The sequence below is a fragment of the Escherichia sp. WS3227_2 genome (genome assembly GCF_046486495.1).
GTDB lineage: Bacteria > Pseudomonadota > Gammaproteobacteria > Enterobacterales > Enterobacteriaceae > Escherichia > Escherichia coli.
In genome coordinates, this window is record NZ_JBJQLG010000018.1 from 1 (window position 1) to 20,812 (window position 20,812).

The 20,812-nt window shown below is 51.2% G+C and carries 15 protein-coding genes and 1 rRNA gene; 7 read left to right on the forward strand and 9 right to left on the reverse strand.

Annotated elements, in window-relative coordinates:
* Window positions 1-99, forward strand: a 5S ribosomal RNA gene (gene rrf / locus ACJHXB_RS20975); the annotation flags it as partial.
* A gap of 114 nt (window positions 100-213) precedes the next feature.
* Here rrf and ACJHXB_RS20980 read toward each other — a convergent pair.
* Window positions 214-657, reverse strand: coding sequence for an acetyltransferase (locus ACJHXB_RS20980; protein WP_000237006.1), 444 nt, complete (start codon window positions 655-657; stop codon window positions 214-216).
* Between the two features lie 156 nt (window positions 658-813).
* Here ACJHXB_RS20980 and metA point away from each other — a divergent pair, with 156 nt between their 5' ends.
* The 4 genes from metA to aceK all read left to right on the forward strand — a co-directional run bounded on the left by metA (window position 814) and on the right by aceK (window position 6,732).
* On the forward strand, window positions 814-1,743 hold the full coding sequence (gene metA, locus ACJHXB_RS20985) for a homoserine O-succinyltransferase (protein WP_001122786.1): 930 nt from the start codon (window positions 814-816) through the stop codon (window positions 1,741-1,743).
* A 268-nt stretch (window positions 1,744-2,011) separates the two neighbouring features.
* Window positions 2,012-3,613, forward strand: a complete 1,602-nt coding sequence (gene aceB, locus ACJHXB_RS20990; protein ID WP_000138867.1) for a malate synthase A — start codon at window positions 2,012-2,014, stop codon at window positions 3,611-3,613.
* 29 nt (window positions 3,614-3,642) lie between these two features.
* Window positions 3,643-4,947, forward strand: a complete 1,305-nt coding sequence (aceA, locus tag ACJHXB_RS20995; protein WP_000857856.1) for an isocitrate lyase — start codon at window positions 3,643-3,645, stop codon at window positions 4,945-4,947.
* A 48-nt stretch (window positions 4,948-4,995) separates the two neighbouring features.
* Complete coding sequence (gene aceK, locus ACJHXB_RS21000) at window positions 4,996-6,732, forward strand: bifunctional isocitrate dehydrogenase kinase/phosphatase (protein WP_001137232.1); 1,737 nt, start codon at window positions 4,996-4,998, stop codon at window positions 6,730-6,732.
* On the opposite strand, the gene espL4 is transcribed toward aceK, so the two are convergent.
* Window positions 6,701-8,887, reverse strand: coding sequence for a type III secretion system effector EspL4 (gene espL4, locus ACJHXB_RS21005; RefSeq protein ID WP_000632927.1), 2,187 nt, complete (start codon window positions 8,885-8,887; stop codon window positions 6,701-6,703). The genes aceK and espL4 overlap by 32 nt on opposite strands.
* Window positions 8,888-9,203: 316 nt before the next feature.
* On the reverse strand, window positions 9,204-10,028 hold the full coding sequence (iclR, locus tag ACJHXB_RS21010; protein ID WP_000226403.1) for a glyoxylate bypass operon transcriptional repressor IclR: 825 nt from the start codon (window positions 10,026-10,028) through the stop codon (window positions 9,204-9,206).
* A gap of 199 nt (window positions 10,029-10,227) precedes the next feature.
* Between iclR and metH the strand changes: the two genes are divergently transcribed.
* Both metH and ACJHXB_RS21020 read left to right on the forward strand, forming a co-directional pair.
* Window positions 10,228-13,911 carry a methionine synthase gene (metH, locus tag ACJHXB_RS21015; protein ID WP_000096041.1) on the forward strand — a complete coding sequence of 1,228 codons (3,684 nt, stop codon included), beginning with the start codon at window positions 10,228-10,230 and terminating at the stop codon, window positions 13,909-13,911.
* 219 nt (window positions 13,912-14,130) lie between these two features.
* Entirely contained in the window at window positions 14,131-15,762 is a 1,632-nt protein-coding gene (locus ACJHXB_RS21020) for a Na/Pi cotransporter family protein (protein ID WP_000956830.1), read from the forward strand.
* A 90-nt stretch (window positions 15,763-15,852) separates the two neighbouring features.
* Here ACJHXB_RS21020 and pepE read toward each other — a convergent pair whose 3' ends face one another.
* From pepE to ACJHXB_RS21050, 6 genes are all read right to left on the reverse strand, one after another.
* Window positions 15,853-16,542, reverse strand: a complete 690-nt coding sequence (gene pepE / locus ACJHXB_RS21025) for a dipeptidase PepE (protein WP_000421763.1) — start codon at window positions 16,540-16,542, stop codon at window positions 15,853-15,855.
* A gap of 382 nt (window positions 16,543-16,924) precedes the next feature.
* Complete coding sequence (gene sorE, locus ACJHXB_RS21030) at window positions 16,925-18,154, reverse strand: L-sorbose 1-phosphate reductase (protein ID WP_000858551.1); 1,230 nt, start codon at window positions 18,152-18,154, stop codon at window positions 16,925-16,927.
* Between the two features lie 51 nt (window positions 18,155-18,205).
* Window positions 18,206-19,030 (reverse strand): PTS system mannose/fructose/sorbose family transporter subunit IID, encoded by an 825-nt coding sequence (locus tag ACJHXB_RS21035; protein WP_000437895.1) that lies wholly within the window; start codon window positions 19,028-19,030, stop codon window positions 18,206-18,208.
* Between the two features lie 10 nt (window positions 19,031-19,040).
* Complete coding sequence (locus ACJHXB_RS21040) at window positions 19,041-19,838, reverse strand: PTS mannose/fructose/sorbose transporter subunit IIC (RefSeq protein ID WP_000406312.1); 798 nt, start codon at window positions 19,836-19,838, stop codon at window positions 19,041-19,043.
* A gap of 65 nt (window positions 19,839-19,903) precedes the next feature.
* Entirely contained in the window at window positions 19,904-20,398 is a 495-nt protein-coding gene (locus ACJHXB_RS21045; protein WP_001027849.1) for a PTS system mannose/fructose/N-acetylgalactosamine-transporter subunit IIB, read from the reverse strand.
* Window positions 20,398-20,805 carry a mannose/fructose/sorbose PTS transporter subunit IIA gene (locus ACJHXB_RS21050; RefSeq protein ID WP_000245625.1) on the reverse strand — a complete coding sequence of 136 codons (408 nt, stop codon included), beginning with the start codon at window positions 20,803-20,805 and terminating at the stop codon, window positions 20,398-20,400. The genes ACJHXB_RS21045 and ACJHXB_RS21050 overlap by 1 nt, the downstream gene beginning before the upstream one ends.
* Window positions 20,806-20,812: the final 7 nt, after the last annotated feature.

Sequence of the window (20,812 nt, forward strand, 5' to 3'; positions counted from 1 at the left end):
GGTGGTCCCACCTGACCCCATGCCGAACTCAGAAGTGAAACGCCGTAGCGCCGATGGTAGTGTGGGGTCTCCCCATGCGAGAGTAGGGAACTGCCAGGCATCAAATTAAGCGAAAGGCCATCCGTCAGGATGGCCTTTTTGCGTTGGTGAAAAAAATGCCGGGTGCGACGCTGGCGCGTCTTCTCCAGCCTGGGCAGGCACGGCAGGGGCAGCTTATTCCCCCACATACGCCAGATTCAGCAACGGATACGGTTTCCCCAAATCGTCCACCTCAGAGCGTCCCGTAACCTTAAAACCCATCTTCTTATAGAACCCAACAGCCTGCTTATTTTGCTCATTAACATTGGTTGTCAGTTCCGGTGCCATCGAGAGCGCATGTTCCACCAGCATCCGACCCACGCCGCAGCCGCGCACATCAGGATCGATAAACAGCGCATCCATATGCTGCCCACTTAACAACATAAACCCAACCGGCCGATCCCGCTCATTAACCGCGACCCACAACGGTGCTTCCGGCAGAAAGGAACGAACCAGCTCTTCCAGCTCGACCCGATACTCTGCTGATAAAAAATCGTGGGTGGCATCGACAGATCGACACCAAATCGCAACGAGTTCCTCCCCTTCCTCATGCCGCGAACGGCGAATACTAATAACCATTTTCTCTCCTTTTCGTCATTCTTATATTCTAACGTAGCCTTTTCCTTGAAACTTTCTCACCTTCAACATGCAGGCTCGACATTGGCAAATTTTCTGGTTATCTTCAGCTATCTGGATGTCTAAACGTATAAGCGTATGTAGTGAGGTAATCAGGTTATGCCGATTCGTGTGCCGGACGAGCTACCCGCCGTCAATTTCTTGCGTGAAGAAAACGTTTTTGTGATGACAACTTCTCGTGCGTCTGGTCAGGAAATTCGTCCACTTAAGGTTCTGATCCTAAACCTGATGCCGAAGAAGATTGAAACTGAAAATCAGTTTCTGCGCCTGCTTTCAAACTCACCTTTGCAGGTCGATATTCAGCTGTTGCGCATCGATTCCCGCGAATCGCGCAACACGCCCGCAGAGCATCTGAACAATTTCTACTGTAACTTTGAAGATATTCAGGAACAAAACTTTGACGGTCTGATAGTTACCGGCGCGCCGCTGGGCCTGGTGGAGTTTAATGATGTCGCTTACTGGCCGCAGATCAAACAGGTGCTGGAGTGGTCGAAAGATCACGTCACCTCGACGCTGTTTGTCTGTTGGGCGGTCCAAGCCGCGCTCAATATCCTCTACGGCATTCCTAAGCAAACCCGCACCGACAAACTCTCTGGCGTTTACGAGCATCATATTCTCCATCCTCATGCGCTTCTGACGCGTGGCTTTGATGATTCATTCCTGGCACCGCATTCGCGCTATGCTGACTTTCCGGCAGCGTTGATTCGTGATTACACCGATCTGGAAATTCTGGCAGAGACGGAAGAAGGGGATGCATATCTGTTTGCCAGCAAAGATAAGCGAATTGCCTTTGTGACGGGCCATCCCGAATATGATGCGCAAACGCTGGCGCAGGAATATTTCCGCGATGTGGAAGCCGGACTAGACCCGGAAGTACCGTATAACTATTTCCCGCACAATGATCCGCAAAACAAACCGCGAGCGAGCTGGCGTAGTCACGGTAATTTGCTGTTTACCAACTGGCTCAACTATTACGTCTACCAGATCACGCCATACGATCTACGGCACATGAATCCAACGCTGGATTAATCTTCTGTGATAGTCGATCGTTAAGCGATTCAGCACCTTACCTCAGGCACCTTCGGGTGCCTTTTTTATTTCCGAAACGCACCTCAGTAGGTGAATAAATTTTATTCATATTGTTATCAATAAGTTATCATGTATTTTTAATTAAAATGGAAATTGTTTTTGATTTTGCATTTTAAATGAGTAGTCTTAGTTGTGCTGAACGAAAAGCGCACAACGATCCTTCGTTCACAGTGGGGAAGTTTTCGGATCCATGACGAGGAGCTGCACGATGACTGAACAGGCAACAACAACCGATGAACTGGCTTTCATAAGGCCGTATGGCGAGCAGGAGAAGCAAATTCTTACTGCCGAAGCGGTAGAATTTCTGACTGAGCTGGTGACGCATTTTACGCCACAACGCAATAAACTTCTGGCAGCGCGCATTCAGCAGCAGCAGGATATCGATAACGGAACGTTGCCTGATTTTATTTCGGAAACAGCTTCCATTCGTGATGCTGACTGGAAAATTCGTGGTATTCCCGCGGACTTACAAGATCGTCGGGTAGAGATTACCGGCCCGGTTGAGCGCAAGATGGTGATCAACGCGCTCAACGCCAATGTGAAAGTCTTTATGGCCGATTTCGAAGATTCACTGGCACCAGACTGGAACAAAGTGATCGACGGGCAAATTAACCTGCGTGATGCAGTTAACGGCACCATCAGCTATACCAATGAAGCAGGCAAAATTTATCAGCTCAAGCCCAATCCAGCGGTGTTGATTTGTCGGGTACGCGGTCTGCACTTGCCGGAAAAACATGTCACCTGGCGTGGTGAGGCAATCCCCGGTAGCCTGTTTGATTTTGCGCTCTATTTCTTCCACAACTATCAGGCACTGTTGGCAAAGGGCAGCGGTCCCTATTTCTATCTGCCGAAAACCCAGTCCTGGCAGGAAGCGGCCTGGTGGAGCGAAGTCTTCAGCTATGCAGAAGATCGCTTTAATCTGCCGCGCGGCACCATCAAGGCGACGTTGCTGATTGAAACGCTGCCCGCCGTGTTCCAGATGGATGAAATCCTTCACGCGCTGCGTGACCATATTGTTGGTCTGAACTGCGGTCGTTGGGATTACATCTTCAGCTATATCAAAACGTTGAAAAACTATCCCGATCGCGTCCTGCCAGACAGACAGGCAGTGACGATGGATAAACCGTTCCTTAATGCCTACTCACGCCTGCTGATTAAAACCTGCCATAAACGCGGTGCTTTTGCTATGGGCGGCATGGCAGCGTTTATTCCGAGCAAAGATGAAGAGCGTAATAACCAGGTGCTCAACAAAGTAAAAGCGGATAAAGCGCTGGAAGCCAATAACGGTCACGATGGCACATGGATCGCTCACCCAGGCCTTGCGGATACGGCAATGGCGGTATTCAACGACATTCTCGGCTCCCGTAAAAATCAGCTTGAAGTGATGCGCGAACAAGACGCGCCGATTACTGCCGATCAGCTGCTGGCACCTTGTGATGGTGAACGCACCGAAGAAGGTATGCGCGCCAACATTCGCGTGGCTGTGCAGTACATCGAAGCATGGATCTCCGGCAACGGCTGCGTGCCGATTTATGGCCTGATGGAAGATGCGGCGACGGCTGAAATTTCCCGTACCTCGATCTGGCAGTGGATCCATCATCAAAAAACGTTGAGCAATGGCAAACCGGTGACCAAAGCCTTGTTCCGCCAGATGCTGGGCGAAGAGATGAAAGTCATTGCCAGCGAACTGGGCGAAGAACGTTTCTCCCAGGGGCGTTTTGACGATGCCGCACGCTTGATGGAACAGATCACCACTTCCGATGAGTTAATAGATTTCCTGACCCTGCCAGGCTACCGCCTGTTAGCGTAAACCACCACATAACTATGGAGCATCTGCACATGAAAACCCGTACACAACAAATTGAAGAATTACAGAAAGAGTGGACTCAACCGCGTTGGGAAGGCATTACTCGCCCGTACAGCGCGGAAGATGTGGTGAAATTACGCGGTTCAGTCAATCCTGAATGCACCCTGGCGCAACTGGGCGCGGCGAAAATGTGGCGTCTGCTGCACGGCGAGTCGAAAAAAGGCTACATCAACAGCCTCGGCGCACTGACTGGCGGTCAGGCGCTGCAACAGGCGAAAGCGGGTATTGAAGCAGTCTATCTGTCGGGATGGCAGGTAGCGGCGGACGCTAACCTGGCGGCCAGCATGTATCCGGATCAGTCGCTCTATCCGGCAAACTCGGTGCCAGCTGTGGTGGAGCGGATCAACAATACTTTCCGCCGTGCGGATCAGATCCAATGGTCCGCGGGCATTGAGCCGGGCGATCCGCGCTATGTCGATTACTTCCTGCCGATCGTTGCCGATGCGGAAGCCGGTTTTGGCGGTGTCCTGAATGCCTTTGAACTGATGAAAGCGATGATTGAAGCCGGTGCAGCGGCAGTTCACTTCGAAGATCAGCTGGCATCAGTGAAGAAATGCGGTCACATGGGCGGCAAAGTTTTAGTGCCAACTCAGGAAGCTATTCAGAAACTGGTCGCGGCGCGTCTGGCAGCTGACGTGACGGGCGTTCCAACCCTGCTGGTTGCTCGTACCGATGCCGATGCGGCGGATCTGATTACCTCCGATTGCGACCCATATGACAGCGAATTTATTACCGGCGAGCGTACCAGCGAAGGCTTCTTCCGTACTCATGCAGGTATTGAACAAGCGATCAGCCGTGGCCTGGCGTATGCGCCATATGCTGACCTGGTATGGTGTGAAACCTCCACGCCAGACCTGGAACTGGCGCGTCGCTTTGCACAAGCTATCCACGCGAAATATCCGGGCAAACTGCTGGCTTATAACTGCTCGCCGTCGTTCAACTGGCAGAAAAACCTCGACGACAAAACTATTGCCAGCTTCCAGCAGCAGCTGTCGGATATGGGCTACAAGTTCCAGTTCATCACCCTGGCAGGCATCCACAGCATGTGGTTTAACATGTTCGACCTGGCAAATGCCTATGCCCAGGGCGAAGGCATGAAGCATTACGTTGAGAAAGTGCAGCAGCCGGAATTTGCCGCTGCGAAAGATGGCTATACCTTCGTATCTCACCAGCAGGAAGTGGGTACAGGTTATTTCGATAAAGTGACGACCATTATTCAGGGCGGCACGTCTTCAGTCACCGCGCTGACCGGCTCCACCGAAGAATCGCAGTTCTAACAACCAACGCCCCTTTCCGTAAGGCGAGGGGCGAATTAAGGAGAGGCGATGCCGCGTGGCCTGGAATTACTGATTGCACAAACCATTTTGCAAGGTTTCGACGCTCAGTATGGTCGATTCCTCGAAGTGACTTCCGGGGCGCAGCAGCGTTTCGAACAAGCCGACTGGCACGCTGTCCAGCAGGCGATGAAAAACCGTATCCATCTTTACGATCATCACGTGGGTCTGGTCGTGGAGCAACTGCGCTGCATTACCAACGGCCAAAGCACGGACGCGGCATTTTTACTGCGCGTCAAAGAGCATTACACCCGGCTGTTGCCGGATTACCCGCGCTTCGAGATTGCGGAGAGCTTTTTTAACTCCGTGTACTGTCGGTTATTTGACCACCGCTCGCTTACTCCCGAGCGGCTTTTTATCTTTAGCTCCCAGCCAGAGCGCCGTTTTCGTACCATTCCCCGCCCGCTGGCGAAAGACTTTCACCCCGATCACGGCTGGGAATCTCTGCTGATGCGCGTTATCAGCGATCTGCCGCTGCGTCTGCGTTGGCAGAATAAAAGCCGTGACATTCATTACATCGTTCGCCATCTGACGGAAACGCTGGGGACAGACAACCTCGCGGAAAGTCATTTACAGGTGGCGAACGAACTGTTTTACCGCAATAAAGCCGCCTGGCTGGTGGGCAAACTGATCACGCCTTCCGGCACATTGCCATTTTTGCTGCCGATCCACCAGACGGACGACGGCGAGTTATTTATTGATACCTGTCTGACGACGACCGCCGAAGCGAGCATCGTCTTTGGCTTTGCGCGTTCTTATTTTATGGTTTACGCGCCGCTGCCCGCAGCGCTGGTCGAGTGGCTACGGGAAATTCTGCCAGGTAAAACCACCGCTGAATTGTATATGGCTATCGGCTGCCAGAAGCACGCCAAAACCGAAAGCTACCGCGAATATCTCGTTTATCTCCAGGGCTGTAATGAGCAGTTCATTGAAGCGCCGGGTATTCGTGGCATGGTGATGCTGGTGTTTACGCTGCCGGGCTTTGATCGGGTATTCAAAGTGATCAAAGACAAGTTCGCGCCGCAGAAAGAGATGTCTGCCGCTCACGTTCGCGCCTGCTATCAACTGGTGAAAGAGCACGATCGCGTGGGCCGAATGGCGGACACCCAGGAGTTTGAAAACTTTGTGCTGGAGAAGCGGCATATTTCCCCGGCATTAATGGCATTACTGCTCCAGGAAGCAGCGGAAAAAATCACCGATCTCGGCGAACAAATTGTGATTCGCCATCTTTATATTGAGCGGCGGATGGTGCCGCTCAATATCTGGCTGGAACAAGTGGAAGGTCAGCAGCTGCGCGACGCCATTGAAGAGTACGGTAACGCTATTCGCCAGCTTGCCGCTGCTAACATTTTCCCTGGCGACATGCTGTTTAAAAACTTCGGTGTCACCCGTCACGGGCGTGTGGTGTTTTATGATTACGACGAAATTTGCTACATGACGGAAGTGAACTTCCGCGACATCCCGCCGCCGCGCTACCCGGAGGACGAACTTGCCAGCGAACCGTGGTACAGCGTCTCGCCGGGCGATGTTTTCCCGGAAGAGTTTCGCCACTGGCTATGCGCCGACCCCCGCATTGGGCCACTCTTTGAAGAGATGCACGCCGACCTGTTCCGCGCTGATTACTGGCGCGCACTACAAAACCGTATTCGTGAAGGACATGTGGAAGATGTTTATGCGTATCGGCGCAGGCAAAGATTTAGCGTACGGTATGGGGAGATGCTTTTTTGAGTAAAGCTTCCATAGAATTTTTCTCCGCAATGTATCGAGGGTTATCCGTAAAGCCAAAGCTTTCAGCCATCTTATTTATCGTATTAAGGATTAATTCAGCAATAACCCGGTGATCCAATTCAAAAGCCAACTCAAAGGCAGAGTATTTTTGTGGCGCTTTGTGTTGCCAAAAATCCATAATATCTTCAGCAGTAAATCCAAACAGGCGTGCATGGTCAGATAAAGCAAGATAAACCGTCTCTACAACGTTTTGTTGTTTATGCTGTATCGCTGAAAACAAACCGGGATATTCATTAGAGTTATTTGCCAGGAGGAGGGGCTTCATATTTTTTTTATCGAATTTAAACGTATTAAACAGAGTGGGTAATGCGTTAAAAATAGTATTAATAACGTTCATATGTCCGCGCTGCATGGCCATAAACAAACCCGTGTCGCGCGCAAGACTTTTAGCGGTCAGAAGATCTACAATATCGGAAGCTGAAATGTTAATTTCCTGGGCCAGACAAGGTAATGCTTCGAGAATAACTTTCACGATATCGCTATGTCCATTTTGCATCGCCAGGTATAGTCCTGGGCAACCATAAAAATCCTTTGCCTTCAGGAGATCGAGTACCTGTTCTTTAGTCAAATGACATGTGCGAATTAACAACGGTAATGCGTCCAAAAAAACTTTCAGCATGTCGGCATCACCATTCGCCATAACATGGTATAAAACATGGCTGGACGTTCTATTTTTGGCACTCAGGAATTTATACACTTGTTCGTTATCTAAATGATGTGTTGCGGCCAGTTTAGGTAAGGCGTTCAGAATCGAGGTTACAACATTTTTATCCTTACGTGATATCGCTAAAAATAATCCAGAACAACCATTTTTATCTTTTGCCTCCAGAATATGCATGAGATTTTTTTTCGAGAGTAACCCTTCATATCCTGGCTCTGACAATGAATTGAAAATAGTCTCAACGATATCCGCATTACCATAATTTATAGCCAAATATAAGCCTGGCAGGTTAATACTATTATAGGCAGTCAACATTTCTGTTCTATGTAGTTCTGGCATTTTCTGGAGCTGAATCATCAGTTGCGTAAGTTGGTGATTCTGACCAATTGCCATGAGCAAATTCATCGTTGAAGGTGATAATGGAGGGGTTATTTCATCCACAGATCCTTTTAACATCAATAGCTGTTCTTTCGGAAGTGCTGGAATTATTGCAACAGATTGGTTAATAACATGATCATTTGACCATTTCAGGAGGCTATAATCTACATTCATAAAGTCCATCAGTGAATAGTGTTTAATATCCTCTTTACTTTCGCTCATGATTCTTATTTTATCGTTAGTTACATTTGGATCATAAACCGAAACCACGTAATGGGTACATCCTTCAGTTGTGTTCTTTATTCTTAGCCGGACCGTCAAAGCATGGTTATCCACCAATAATATGGCTGCCATAACACTGATGCCATTTGATTCCATCTTGTCAAAATATGCTTTCATAACTAGCCCGAAATCACCGCAGGCAGCAACGCAACGCCCCTCAGGACGGCTGGAAATCAACGCCAAAGTCTGATTTTTGCATTTTTTGTTGAAGTGAGTGAGAAATTTTTCAGCTGAAGAGTAATCATCTTTATGGGGTTTGTAGTCAACATTCTGATAAATATCATTAATATATTGTGCAGCAATGTGTCGGCATACTATACGGTTTTGGGGTCGCCCCGGAAAATAACATTGACCATTAAGTTTAATTCTTGGAAATTCTTTTTCTTTTCTATCTGATTTTAGATTTAATTTTTGTTTATCAAGAGCGTCTGAGCGTTGAGGTAAAATTTCCATCAGGTATTCTTCAAATATTGGAGCAATGGTTTGAGTGAGTGTCGTGTTTTCATTTTTATTAATTATCGTAATTTCTTTTTTATCAGTCTGTAAGACGGACGTGGAAAACTTAATGACAAAATCCTTGTTACTAAAGATATGACGACCATTTTGTCTACAGTTCTCTGAGAAGCTTTTTAATAGAGGCGTCGCCAGCTCCTTGCCAGAAAATTTATCCTCGAGTTCTTTATAAAACAATTCACTCAGGGTTTGGTGTTCATTTGTCTGGGCTGTATTATTAATATTTGCAGAGAAAGAACTACGAGGAATACGAGTAATCATTTAAATATCTCATTGTTTATTGATGTCTTGAATTTTAACTATCAGAACAGTGAAAAAATTTAATATGATTACAAGTAAAGAAATATCATAAATCGCTCAATCTCATAATGCAGCCGTAAAAGTTTCGGTGGAATGAGATCTTGCGATTTTGTTAATAATTAAGTGGTTTGATGTTTAAAAATAATGCTGAGGTAATAAAAGCGTGTGAAGTATATGACAATAAGTTATTTTGGCGTCAATGCGATTAACAGACACCCTTATTCTATTGCCAGTCGGGTATGACGGGCAGAATATTGCCTCTGCCCGCCAGAAAAAGTCAGCGCATTCCACCGTACGCCAGCGTCACTTCCTTCGCCGCTTTAATCACCATCGCGCCAAACTCGGTCACGCGGTCATCGGTAATACGTGAAATCGGTCCGGAAATAGAAATTGCGGCAAACGGTTCACGGTGCTCATCGAAAATACACGCTGCAAGGCAACGTAGCCCCAGCGCATGTTCCTCATCGTCAAATGAATAACCCCGTTTGCGCGTTTGGGCGAGATCTTCTTTTAAATGCACAGGAGACACCAGCGTTGCGTGGGTATAGGCATGTAACCCTTTGCGGTGCAGCAGCTTCGTCACCTGTTCTTCGCTCAGTTGGGCTAAAAAGGCTTTACCCGCACCGGAAGCATGCATCGGTAATTTACCGCCGATAGGCGCGGACATTCGCATCAGGTGAGTACATTGTACCTGATCGATAATAATCGCTTCATGATCGCTTTGATCCAGCACCGCCATATTCACGGTTTCGCCGGACTCTTCCATCAGATTGCGCAGAATAGGATGGACAATGGCTAACAGATTACGACTCTGAAGAAAGCTGCTACCGACCATAAAAGCATGCGCGCCGATCGCCCAGTGTCCCAGTTCGCCAACCTGACGCACAAAGCCCTGCTGTTGCATCGTGGTTAGCAGGCGGTGGGTCGTGGAATTGGGTAACCCGGCTTGTTGCGCCAGCTCCGTGAGTGCCACACTGCCATTGGATTCGGCAATCCACTCCAGTAATTTCAGGCCACGCGTTAAAGACTGAACCTGTCCAGTCGCTGGTGCGGTGGCAACGGCGGGTTTTCTGCCGCGTTTCGCGGGAATGGGTGCGACCATGACAGTCTCCTTTTTCTGTATCGTGGAAATCATTTTCATTTTTATTGTTAGCTAATGCAATAGTTGCTGAACTGATCCGATGAGTTAATGTTGAACAAATCTCATGTTGCGTGGTGGTCGCTTTTACCACAGATGCGTTTATGCCAGTATGGTTTGTTGAATTTTTATTAAATCTGGGTTGAGCGTGTCGGGAGCAAGTGTGAGCAGCAAAGTGGAACAACTGCGTGCGCAGTTAAATGAACGTATTCTGGTGCTGGACGGCGGTATGGGCACCATGATCCAGAGCTATCGACTGAACGAAGCCGATTTTCGTGGTGAACGCTTTGCCGACTGGCCATGCGACCTCAAAGGCAACAACGACCTGCTGGTACTCAGTAAACCGGAAGTGATCGCCGCTATCCACAACGCCTACTTTGAAGCGGGCGCGGATATCATCGAAACCAACACCTTCAACTCCACAACCATTGCGATGGCGGATTACCAGATGGAATCCCTGTCGGCGGAAATCAACTTTGCGGCGGCGAAACTGGCGCGCGCCTGTGCTGATGAGTGGACCGCGCGCACGCCGGAGAAACCGCGCTACGTTGCCGGTGTTCTCGGCCCGACCAACCGCACGGCGTCTATTTCTCCGGACGTCAACGATCCGGCATTCCGCAACATCACTTTTGACCAGCTGGTGGCGGCCTATCGCGAATCCACCAAAGCGCTGGTGGAAGGTGGTGCGGATCTGATCCTGATTGAAACCGTTTTCGACACCCTTAACGCCAAAGCGGCGGTCTTTGCGGTGAAAACGGAGTTTGAAGCGCTGGGCGTTGAGCTGCCGATTATGATCTCCGGCACCATCACCGACGCCTCCGGGCGCACGCTCTCCGGGCAGACTACTGAAGCGTTTTACAACTCCCTGCGCCACGCTGAAGCGCTGACCTTTGGCCTGAACTGTGCGCTGGGGCCAGACGAACTGCGCCAGTACGTACAGGAACTGTCGCGTATTGCGGAATGCTATGTCACCGCGCACCCGAACGCCGGGCTGCCCAACGCCTTTGGTGAATACGATCTCGACGCCGACACGATGGCAAAACAGATACGTGAATGGGCACAAGCGGGCTTTCTCAATATTGTCGGCGGCTGCTGTGGCACCACGCCACAACATATTGCAGCGATGAGTCGTGCAGTAGAAGGATTAGCGCCGCGCAAACTGCCGGAAATCCCCGTAGCCTGCCGTTTGTCCGGCCTGGAGCCGCTGAACATTGGCGACGATAGCCTGTTTGTGAACGTGGGTGAACGCACCAACGTCACCGGTTCCGCTAAGTTCAAGCGCCTGATCAAAGAAGAGAAATACAGCGAGGCACTGGATGTGGCGCGTCAGCAGGTGGAAAACGGTGCGCAGATTATCGATATCAATATGGATGAAGGGATGCTCGACGCCGAAGCGGCGATGGTGCGTTTTCTCAATCTGATTGCCGGTGAACCGGATATCGCTCGCGTGCCGATTATGATCGACTCCTCAAAATGGGACGTCATTGAAAAAGGTCTGAAGTGTATCCAGGGCAAAGGCATTGTTAACTCTATCTCGATGAAAGAGGGCGTCGACGCTTTTATCCATCACGCGAAATTGTTGCGTCGTTACGGTGCGGCAGTGGTGGTAATGGCCTTTGACGAACAGGGGCAGGCCGATACCCGCGCACGGAAAATCGAGATTTGCCGTCGGGCGTACAAAATCCTCACCGAAGAAGTTGGCTTCCCGCCAGAAGATATCATCTTCGACCCGAACATCTTCGCGGTCGCAACTGGCATTGAAGAGCACAACAACTACGCACAGGACTTTATCGGCGCGTGTGAAGACATCAAACGCGAACTGCCGCACGCGCTGATCTCCGGCGGCGTATCTAACGTTTCTTTCTCATTCCGTGGTAACGATCCGGTGCGCGAAGCCATTCACGCGGTGTTCCTCTACTACGCTATTCGCAATGGCATGGATATGGGGATCGTCAACGCCGGGCAGCTGGCGATTTACGACGACTTGCCCGCTGAACTGCGCGACGCGGTGGAAGATGTGATTCTTAACCGTCGCGACGATGGCACTGAGCGTTTACTGGAGCTTGCCGAGAAATATCGCGGCAGCAAAACCGACGACACCGCTAACGCCCAGCAGGCGGAGTGGCGCTCGTGGGAAGTGAATAAACGTCTGGAATACTCGCTGGTCAAAGGCATTACCGAGTTTATCGAGCAGGATACCGAAGAAGCCCGCCAGCAGGCTACGCGCCCGATTGAAGTGATTGAAGGCCCGTTGATGGACGGCATGAACGTGGTCGGCGATCTGTTTGGCGAAGGGAAAATGTTCCTGCCACAGGTGGTCAAATCGGCGCGCGTCATGAAGCAGGCGGTGGCCTACCTCGAACCGTTTATTGAAGCCAGCAAAGAGCAGGGCAAAACCAACGGCAAGATGGTGATCGCCACCGTGAAGGGCGACGTCCACGACATCGGTAAAAATATCGTTGGTGTGGTGCTGCAATGTAACAACTACGAAATTGTCGATCTCGGCGTGATGGTGCCTGCGGAAAAAATTCTCCGTACCGCCAAAGAAGTGAATGCTGATTTGATTGGCCTTTCAGGATTGATCACGCCGTCGCTGGACGAGATGGTTAACGTGGCGAAAGAGATGGAGCGTCAGGGCTTCACCATTCCGTTACTGATTGGCGGCGCGACCACCTCAAAAGCGCACACGGCGGTGAAAATTGAGCAGAACTACAGCGGCCCGACGGTGTATGTACAGAACGCATCGCGCACCGTTGGTGTGGTGGCGGCGCTGCTTTCCGATACTCAGCGTGATGATTTTGTCGCTCGTACCCGCAAGGAGTACGAAACCGTACGTATTCAGCACGGGCGCAAGAAACCGCGCACACCACCGGTCACGCTGGAAGCGGCGCGTGATAACGACTTCGCTTTTGACTGGCAGGCTTATACGCCGCCGGTGGCGCACCGTCTCGGCGTGCAGGAAGTCGAAGCCAGCATCGAAACGCTGCGTAATTACATCGACTGGACACCGTTCTTTATGACCTGGTCGCTGGCCGGGAAGTATCCGCGCATTCTGGAAGATGAAGTGGTAGGCGTTGAGGCGCAGCGGCTGTTTAAAGACGCCAACGACATGCTGGATAAATTAAGCGCCGAAAAAACGCTGAATCCGCGTGGCGTGGTGGGCCTGTTCCCGGCAAACCGTGTGGGCGATGACATTGAAATCTACCGTGACGAAACGCGTACCCATGTGATCAACGTCAGCCACCATCTGCGTCAACAGACCGAAAAAACCGGCTTCGCTAACTACTGTCTCGCTGACTTCGTTGCGCCGAAGCTTTCTGGTAAAGCAGATTACATCGGCGCATTTGCCGTGACTGGCGGGCTGGAAGAGGACGCACTGGCTGATGCCTTTGAAGCGCAGCACGATGATTACAACAAAATCATGGTGAAAGCGCTTGCCGACCGTTTAGCCGAAGCCTTTGCGGAGTATCTCCATGAGCGTGTGCGTAAAGTCTACTGGGGCTATGCGCCGAACGAGAACCTCAGCAACGAAGAACTGATCCGCGAAAACTACCAGGGCATCCGTCCGGCACCGGGCTATCCGGCCTGCCCGGAACATACGGAAAAAGCCACCATCTGGGAGCTGCTGGAAGTGGAAAAACACACTGGCATGAAACTCACAGAATCTTTCGCCATGTGGCCTGGTGCATCGGTTTCGGGTTGGTACTTCAGCCACCCGGACAGCAAGTATTACGCGGTGGCGCAAATCCAGCGCGATCAGGTTGAAGACTATGCCCGCCGTAAAGGTATGAGCGTCTCAGATGTTGAGCGCTGGCTGGCACCGAATCTGGGGTATGACGCGGACTGATTCACAAATCTGTCACTTTTCCTTACAACAAACAGGGCGCTCAATGAGTGCCCTGTCTCTTTATTAATATGAAACACTTATACTGGAATCAGGCTGGAATAATCTTAGCCGGAAAAACGAAGGTCAAAAGGCACAGTAAAGATGCCAGTCAGCGTGTTTCCGATCCTTTGGTCATTCAATTGCTTCAGGAACATATAACGATAAGGAGAACCTGAACTCGTGTTAACGCTGCTTCACCTGCTTTCTGCCGTCGCCCTGCTGGTCTGGGGGACTCATATTGTTCGAACCGGCGTAATGCGCGTCTTCGGCGCGCGTTTGCGTACTGTCCTTAGCCGGAGCGTCGAAAAAAAGCCGCTCGCCTTTTGCGCGGGGATCGGCGTTACCGCACTGGTACAGAGCAGTAATGCCACCACCATGCTGGTGACCTCGTTCGTCGCTCAGGATCTGGTAGCCCTCGCACCGGCTCTGGTGATTGTGCTGGGTGCAGATGTCGGGACGGCGCTAATGGCGCGTATTCTCACCTTCGACTTATCCTGGCTGTCACCATTACTTATTTTTATCGGCGTGATTTTTTTCCTCGGACGCAAACAGTCACGCGCCGGGCAACTGGGCCGCGTCGGTATTGGTCTTGGGTTGATTTTGCTGGCGTTGGAGTTGATTGTGCAGGCCGTAACGCCGATCACCCAGGCAAACGGCGTTCAGGTGATCTTTGCCTCGCTGACCGGCGATATTCTGCTGGATGCGCTGATTGGCGCGATGTTCGCCATTATCAGCTACTCCAGCCTTGCTGCTGTACTGCTGACCGCGACTCTGACCGCCGCAGGCATTATCTCCTTCCCCGTGGCGCTCTGTCTGGTGATTGGTGCTAACCTCGGTTCCGGCCTGCTGGCGATGCTCAACAACAGTGCCGCCAATGCCGCAGCCCGCCGTGTCGCGCTGGGTAGTCTGCTGTTTAAGCTGGTGGGTAGCCTGATTATCCTGCCGTTTGTCCATTTGCTGGCAGAGACAATGGGGAAGTTGTCATTGCCAAAAGCGGAACTGGTGATCTATTTCCACGTCTTCTACAACCTTGTACGTTGCCTGGTCATGCTGCCATTTGTTGACCCGATGGCACGGTTTTGCAAAACGATTATTCGCGATGAACCGGAACTGGATACCCAGCTACGGCCCAAACATCTGGATGTCAGCGCGCTGGATACGCCCACGCTTGCTCTGGCGAACGCCGCGCGCGAAACCCTGCGCATTGGCGACGCCATGGAACAGATGATGGAAGGGTTGAATAAAGTGATGCACGGCGAGCCACGGCAGGAGAAAGAGCTGCGTAAGCTGGCAGATGATATCAACGTTCTCTACACCGCCATTAAGCTGTATCTGGCGCGAATGCCAAAAGAGGAACTGGCAGAAGAAGAGTCGCGCCGCTGGGCGGAGATCATCGAAATGTCGCTCAACCTTGAACAGGCCTCCGATATCGTCGAGCGCATGGGTAGTGAAATTGCCGACAAATCGCTGGCTGCAAGGCGAGCATTTTCGCTTGATGGTTTGAAGGAACTGGATGCACTCTATGAGCAATTGCTCAGTAATTTAAAACTGGCAATGTCGGTTTTCTTCTCTGGCGATGTTACCAGCGCCCGTCGTTTGCGCCGCAGCAAGCATCGTTTTCGCATTCTTAATCGCCGCTATTCCCACGCCCACGTCGATCGCCTGCATCAGCAAAACGTGCAGAGCATTGAAACCAGTTCGCTACATTTAGGCTTACTGGGAGATATGCAGCGTCTGAACTCGCTGTTTTGTTCGGTGGCTTACAGTGTGCTGGAACAGCCGGATGAAGATGAAGGACGGGACGAGTATTAATATTGTGAATCCTGTAGGCCTGATAAGACGCGTCAAGCGTCGCATCAGGCACTATGAACAAGATGCCGGATCATGCATCCGGCAATTCACTTAAAAACGGTGACCCGCTTCCAGCGGAACCGCTTCTTCACCAGCCTTAAACACATAAGTGGTGTTCGGGCCACCCAGCGTAGCGTGACCTTTACTCACTGTGATCCAGTTACCTTCCGGCAGACCAATAATTGTGAGTTCTGGCGCGACGACCAGCAGTTCGCGAATACGCTGTTCACGGGTTTCACCTTTATGGCCTTCCGGCAGCGCGTTGGTGAAGTGCGGGTTGATTTGCAGCGGGAACAGATTTAGCGCATCGAAACCTTGCGGATCGACAATCGGCATATCGTTGGTGGTACGAATGGTTGGGCAAGCAAGGTTAGCGCCTGCGCTCCAGCCAATATACAGCGCGCCACGTTTCACCACGTCAGTAATTGGTGCCAGCAGCCCGCGCTCGCGGCACTGTTTCAGCAACTGGAAAGTATTCCCGCCGCCGACAATCACGATCTCAGCATTTTCAATCGCGGCAACGGGATCGACAACGCTATGAATACCGGTGACAGAAACACCCAGCGGAGCGAGAACCGCAGCCGTTTTCGCTGTGTAATCATCCCAGGTCTGCGTTACGCCAGCGAAAGGGATAAACACCGCTGAGCGGCGACCCTGCAACTGTTCAGCAATTAGCGGCAGTGCATGTTCCAGCCAGGCTTTACCCGGCAGCGTCGAGTTACTCAATAAAAGCAGTTCCATTACTTCTCCGGTTAGTAAGAAATCACGGAAGGCATGCTACCACTGCGAATTTAACCACTTACTGACATGGCTCACGATGTCACGTATTGCACCGGGCGTTGAGCCTGATGACAAACACAGCATTGCCTGATGCGCTACGCTTATCAGGCCTACAAGCTAATTGCAATGTCTTGAATTTTCGCGATTTTGTAGGCCGAATAAGGCTTTATTCCGCATCCGGCATAAACAATGTGTACTTTGCCACCAATTTGAGCGCCCCTTAAGGCGCTGATGTTTTTTTATCCTTCTCGTGCACATTGGGCCGCTTCAGCAATCAGCCGCACATCAGGTCGCGAAGTTGCCGCGGCGACCAGCCAGCGACATGCAGAGTTAAGTAGCGCGATTAATCATGGGAAATTGCCTCTGCATGAGTGAGCAGATATTGCTCCGCCTCACCGGACCAGATCCCCTGATGACGCGCCAGAATTGCCGCCAGTGCTTGATCCTGAATCTGCGTGAGTGACATAAGCGGCAGGTATTTCCCGGTATACACCAGCTTTTTGCCGCCGCCGACGGCAGGCAATTCAAGCGTGGTTTCGCCCGCGGCATTCAGCCCAAGAATATGTGTTACCACTTTTGCGGCCTGCACTTTTTTCTCTTCAATCAATTTGACTGCTGCGCGCATGTCATCGGTATTGCCGCCTGACGTGCCCACGTAGTGGGTAAATGCATAATGCACATCGTAGAAATTAATTGGCGCGCTGAAATGTTTATCCTGCGGTCCGGCGAAGAAATTCAGGCAACCATCTGTCGCCAGCAAGGAAGAGGCGAGAGTCACCAGTCCTTCATTAGGCACAAAGACGAAAATATCATCGAAGCCGTGACCGCCACTCAGCGCCATTAACGTATCAAATGCTGCATCAGTGGCATTGAGATAATGAATCAGTGTTTGCGATTCTGATGGATAGTGCTTCCGCGCATAACTCAATTTATCGTTGTCGGTATCGGTAATGACGAGCAGCGACGGGTTAATGGGTCCATGCAGCGCATAATCAATCGCCAACAGTCCCATTGGTCCGGTGCCGCCGAGGATCAGCGTACGCCCTTGCGGGCGAATCCCCATCGTGTGGTTATAACTACCTTCCTGAAGATGATAGTTGGCGTTGAACGCGCCAATCACGCAGGAAAGCGGTTCAACCAGCGAGCCTTCAAAATAGGTTTCGCCGTCGTATGCCAGCAGGCAATCTTGTTCCATAACCTCATTTGGGATAACCACATGTGTGGCTTCACCGCCCACCCACGGGAAGGAGTAGCCGGGGCAGTCCGGGCGATCCGGCAATTGCAGGTTGGCCTGAATCACATAGCGCTGGCCCGGCTGAAATTTGTGCTGCCACTTTTTACCCACGGCCAGAATATCGCCGCAAAACTCGTGGCCGATGATGATGGGGTTGGTCGCCACATCGTCGGGTACTTTTTTATGGTTTTCACCCAGATTGGCCTCTTTCCAGGAAGAGAGGCACAGGCTGTCGGTGACCACCGTCGCGAGGATTTCATCCTCCTGCATTTCAGGAAGATCAAAGGTTTCCAGGCGTAAATCACGTTTACCATAAAGACGCAGAGCTGTTGTTTTCATAAACCACCTCATGTTGAGCGATGGCCCCGGCAGTCGTGCCGGGGCGAAGAATCAGGACAGGAAGCCCAGCGCATTGCCGATAATCCCTAAGCCAAACAGGGCGAAAATCAGCCATACCGGGTTAATTTTTTTGTTGAGCAGACGAACCATCAGTAGCGTCAGACCGAGCGCCAGCAAACCAGGGCAAAGTTGGTCGAGAATGTTCTGCACGGTCATGGTGACGGTGGAGCCATCGGCGGCATGCGTTTGTGAAACCACCAACGGTACGTTGATTGACGTCCATTTGGTCACCAGCACGCCCATCACAAACAGTCCGAGAATCGACGCGCCTTCGGTGAGTTTTTGCAGCAAATTACCGCCCATATCGCTGACGATATTCACCCCTTTGCGAAAGCCGAGCTGTAGGCCATACCACTTCATCGCCAGACGCACCGCGTTGAAAATAAAGAAGAACAGCAGCGGGCCGAGAATGTTGCCCGAAAGTGCCAGAGATGCGCCGAGCGCGGCGGTAATCGGGCGCAGCGTTCCCCAGACCAGTGGATCGCCAACCCCTGCCAATGGTCCCATCAGACCGACTTTGATGCCGTTAATGGTGCCGTCATCAATTTCCGCGCCGTTGGCCCGCGCCTCTTCCATGGCGGCAGTGACGCCGATGACCGGGCCACATACGGCTGGCGTGGTATTGAAGAACACCAGGTGTCGCCTGAGCGCCGCAACCTGATCCTCTTTTAATGGGTAAAGTCGCTTGATGGCGGGGATCATGTCGTAGCAAAAACCCAGCCCGTGAATACGTTCAAAGTTAAAGGACGCCTGTTGCAGGTTGGAGCGCAGAAACATGCTCACCAGATCGCTGCGTGTAATTTTTCTCTGTTCCATGATGGCTCCGTTAATCATCAAGTTGGTCAAGGGCGGTGATAGTGGTGGTCTGGGGATGTGGTTCAGCTTTACGCCACTGTGGATTTAACTGGATGTAGAGCAGGGCCATGATCACGCCGACGCCACCGAACGCCAGCAGACTGAGATCGAGGTAGCCACCTGCGAGGAAACCGAGGAAAAAGAAAGGCATCAAATATTTCACGCCCATCATACGTAGCACCATGGCGTAACCGACCACCACGATAAAACCGCCAGCAATCTGTAGTCCTCGGGTCACAAATTCGGGAATGGCGTTTAACATATTGCTGACCATATCGGCGCTGACGAACAGCGAGACAATCAGTGCCGGAATAGCAACGCGCAGCGCCTGCACGCCAAGCGCGGAGACATGCAGAATATCGAGAGTGCGAAACCGCGCCTCTTCCGCTGCTTTATCCGCCGCGTGCTGGAACACTACGGTGATGGTACGGGCAAACACCGTCAGCACCTGGCCTGCCGCAGCCACAGGCAACGCGATGGCGATTCCGGTGGCGATGCTTTGCTGACCAACGATAACCAGAATGGCGGAGATTATGCTGGCGAGTGCAGAATCCGGAGATTGCGCCGCGCCGACGTTCATCCAGCCGAGAGCTATCAATTCCAGCGTACCACCGAGTATTATTCCGGTTTTTAAATCACCGAGAATTAAACCAATCACCGTACAGGCAATTAACGGGCGATGAGTCTGAAATTCATCCAGCACGCTGCCCATTCCGGCAATACAGGAAAAAAGAAATATAGCAATGATTTGTAGGGTACTTATTTCCATGATTTGTCACCTTTTAAGTGTCGTCATCCCTGCCTGTTAAAGCATATGTACACAGGCGCTATTATTTAATTTGCGATTAACTGTTCGTTTATTTTATCGATAATATTGATTGAGGGATCTGACGCTACGACGCGTAAATCCAGTATGACGCCAAGATTATTTAACTCATGAAATGCGTTAATATCATCATCATCTAATGAAACCGCTTTGGTTAACTGTTTTTTACCGGGCCGCCAGGCCATGCCGCCAATATTCAGGGTGTCTATTTTTACCCCCTGGCGAACCATCGCTAAGGCATCCTGTGGGCGAGTGAAAAGATAAAAAACGGTTTCGTCCTGATATTGCGGGTTGTGATAAACCGCGACGGCTTTTTCAATATTGACCACGTTAACCTTCATTCCCGGCGGGGCGGCCTGACGCAATAATGTCCGGCGAACTTCATCGTTATACACCTCGTCATTGCAGATAATAATGCGCTGGGCGTTAGCCACTTTCGACCAGACGGTTGTGACCTGGCCGTGGATCAGGCGGTCATCAATGCGGGCGAGCGTAATGTTCATCAGAAATCCTCCTCTGCCGTTGCCAGTTGTTTCCAGACAACGCAGGTTTGCTTTGCGATTTGCGTCAGGTGTTCACACAGTTCATCAACGTTCATGCTGTCCTGGTTATCGACCAGTTCGAGCGCCAGTGGCAGGGAAAGGCCGCTGATCACCCGCAGGTGCGGATTGCGCATCGCAAGCGTCGCTGCTGCATTCCACGGGCTACCGCACTGTAAATCCACGGCGATTAGCCACTCGTCATGATTGTGAATGCTCACTAACTTCTCCAGCTTTGCCACAATGTCTCCGGCGTTCTCGCCGGGCACAAATTCAACTGCCTCGACCCTGGCATCGCCGTACACCATCTGAACCGATTCCAGCATGGCGCAGGCTAATTTGCCGTGGGCGCAAAAAATGGCATTGACCATAAAGCCT

Coding starts and splice junctions, on each gene's coding strand:
- aceB (WP_000138867.1), top strand. CDS start 2,012: ATGACTGAACAGGCAACAACAACCGATGAACTGGCTTTCATAAGGCCG.
- ACJHXB_RS21050 (WP_000245625.1), bottom strand. CDS start 20,805: ATGGTCAATGCCATTTTTTGCGCCCACGGCAAATTAGCCTGCGCCATG.
- aceA (WP_000857856.1), top strand. CDS start 3,643: ATGAAAACCCGTACACAACAAATTGAAGAATTACAGAAAGAGTGGACT.
- sorE (WP_000858551.1), bottom strand. CDS start 18,154: ATGAAAACAACAGCTCTGCGTCTTTATGGTAAACGTGATTTACGCCTG.
- pepE (WP_000421763.1), bottom strand. CDS start 16,542: ATGGAACTGCTTTTATTGAGTAACTCGACGCTGCCGGGTAAAGCCTGG.
- metA (WP_001122786.1), top strand. CDS start 814: ATGCCGATTCGTGTGCCGGACGAGCTACCCGCCGTCAATTTCTTGCGT.
- aceK (WP_001137232.1), top strand. CDS start 4,996: ATGCCGCGTGGCCTGGAATTACTGATTGCACAAACCATTTTGCAAGGT.
- ACJHXB_RS21045 (WP_001027849.1), bottom strand. CDS start 20,398: ATGAACATTACGCTCGCCCGCATTGATGACCGCCTGATCCACGGCCAG.
- ACJHXB_RS21035 (WP_000437895.1), bottom strand. CDS start 19,030: ATGGAACAGAGAAAAATTACACGCAGCGATCTGGTGAGCATGTTTCTG.
- espL4 (WP_000632927.1), bottom strand. CDS start 8,887: ATGATTACTCGTATTCCTCGTAGTTCTTTCTCTGCAAATATTAATAAT.
- ACJHXB_RS20980 (WP_000237006.1), bottom strand. CDS start 657: ATGGTTATTAGTATTCGCCGTTCGCGGCATGAGGAAGGGGAGGAACTC.
- ACJHXB_RS21040 (WP_000406312.1), bottom strand. CDS start 19,838: ATGGAAATAAGTACCCTACAAATCATTGCTATATTTCTTTTTTCCTGT.
- iclR (WP_000226403.1), bottom strand. CDS start 10,028: ATGGTCGCACCCATTCCCGCGAAACGCGGCAGAAAACCCGCCGTTGCC.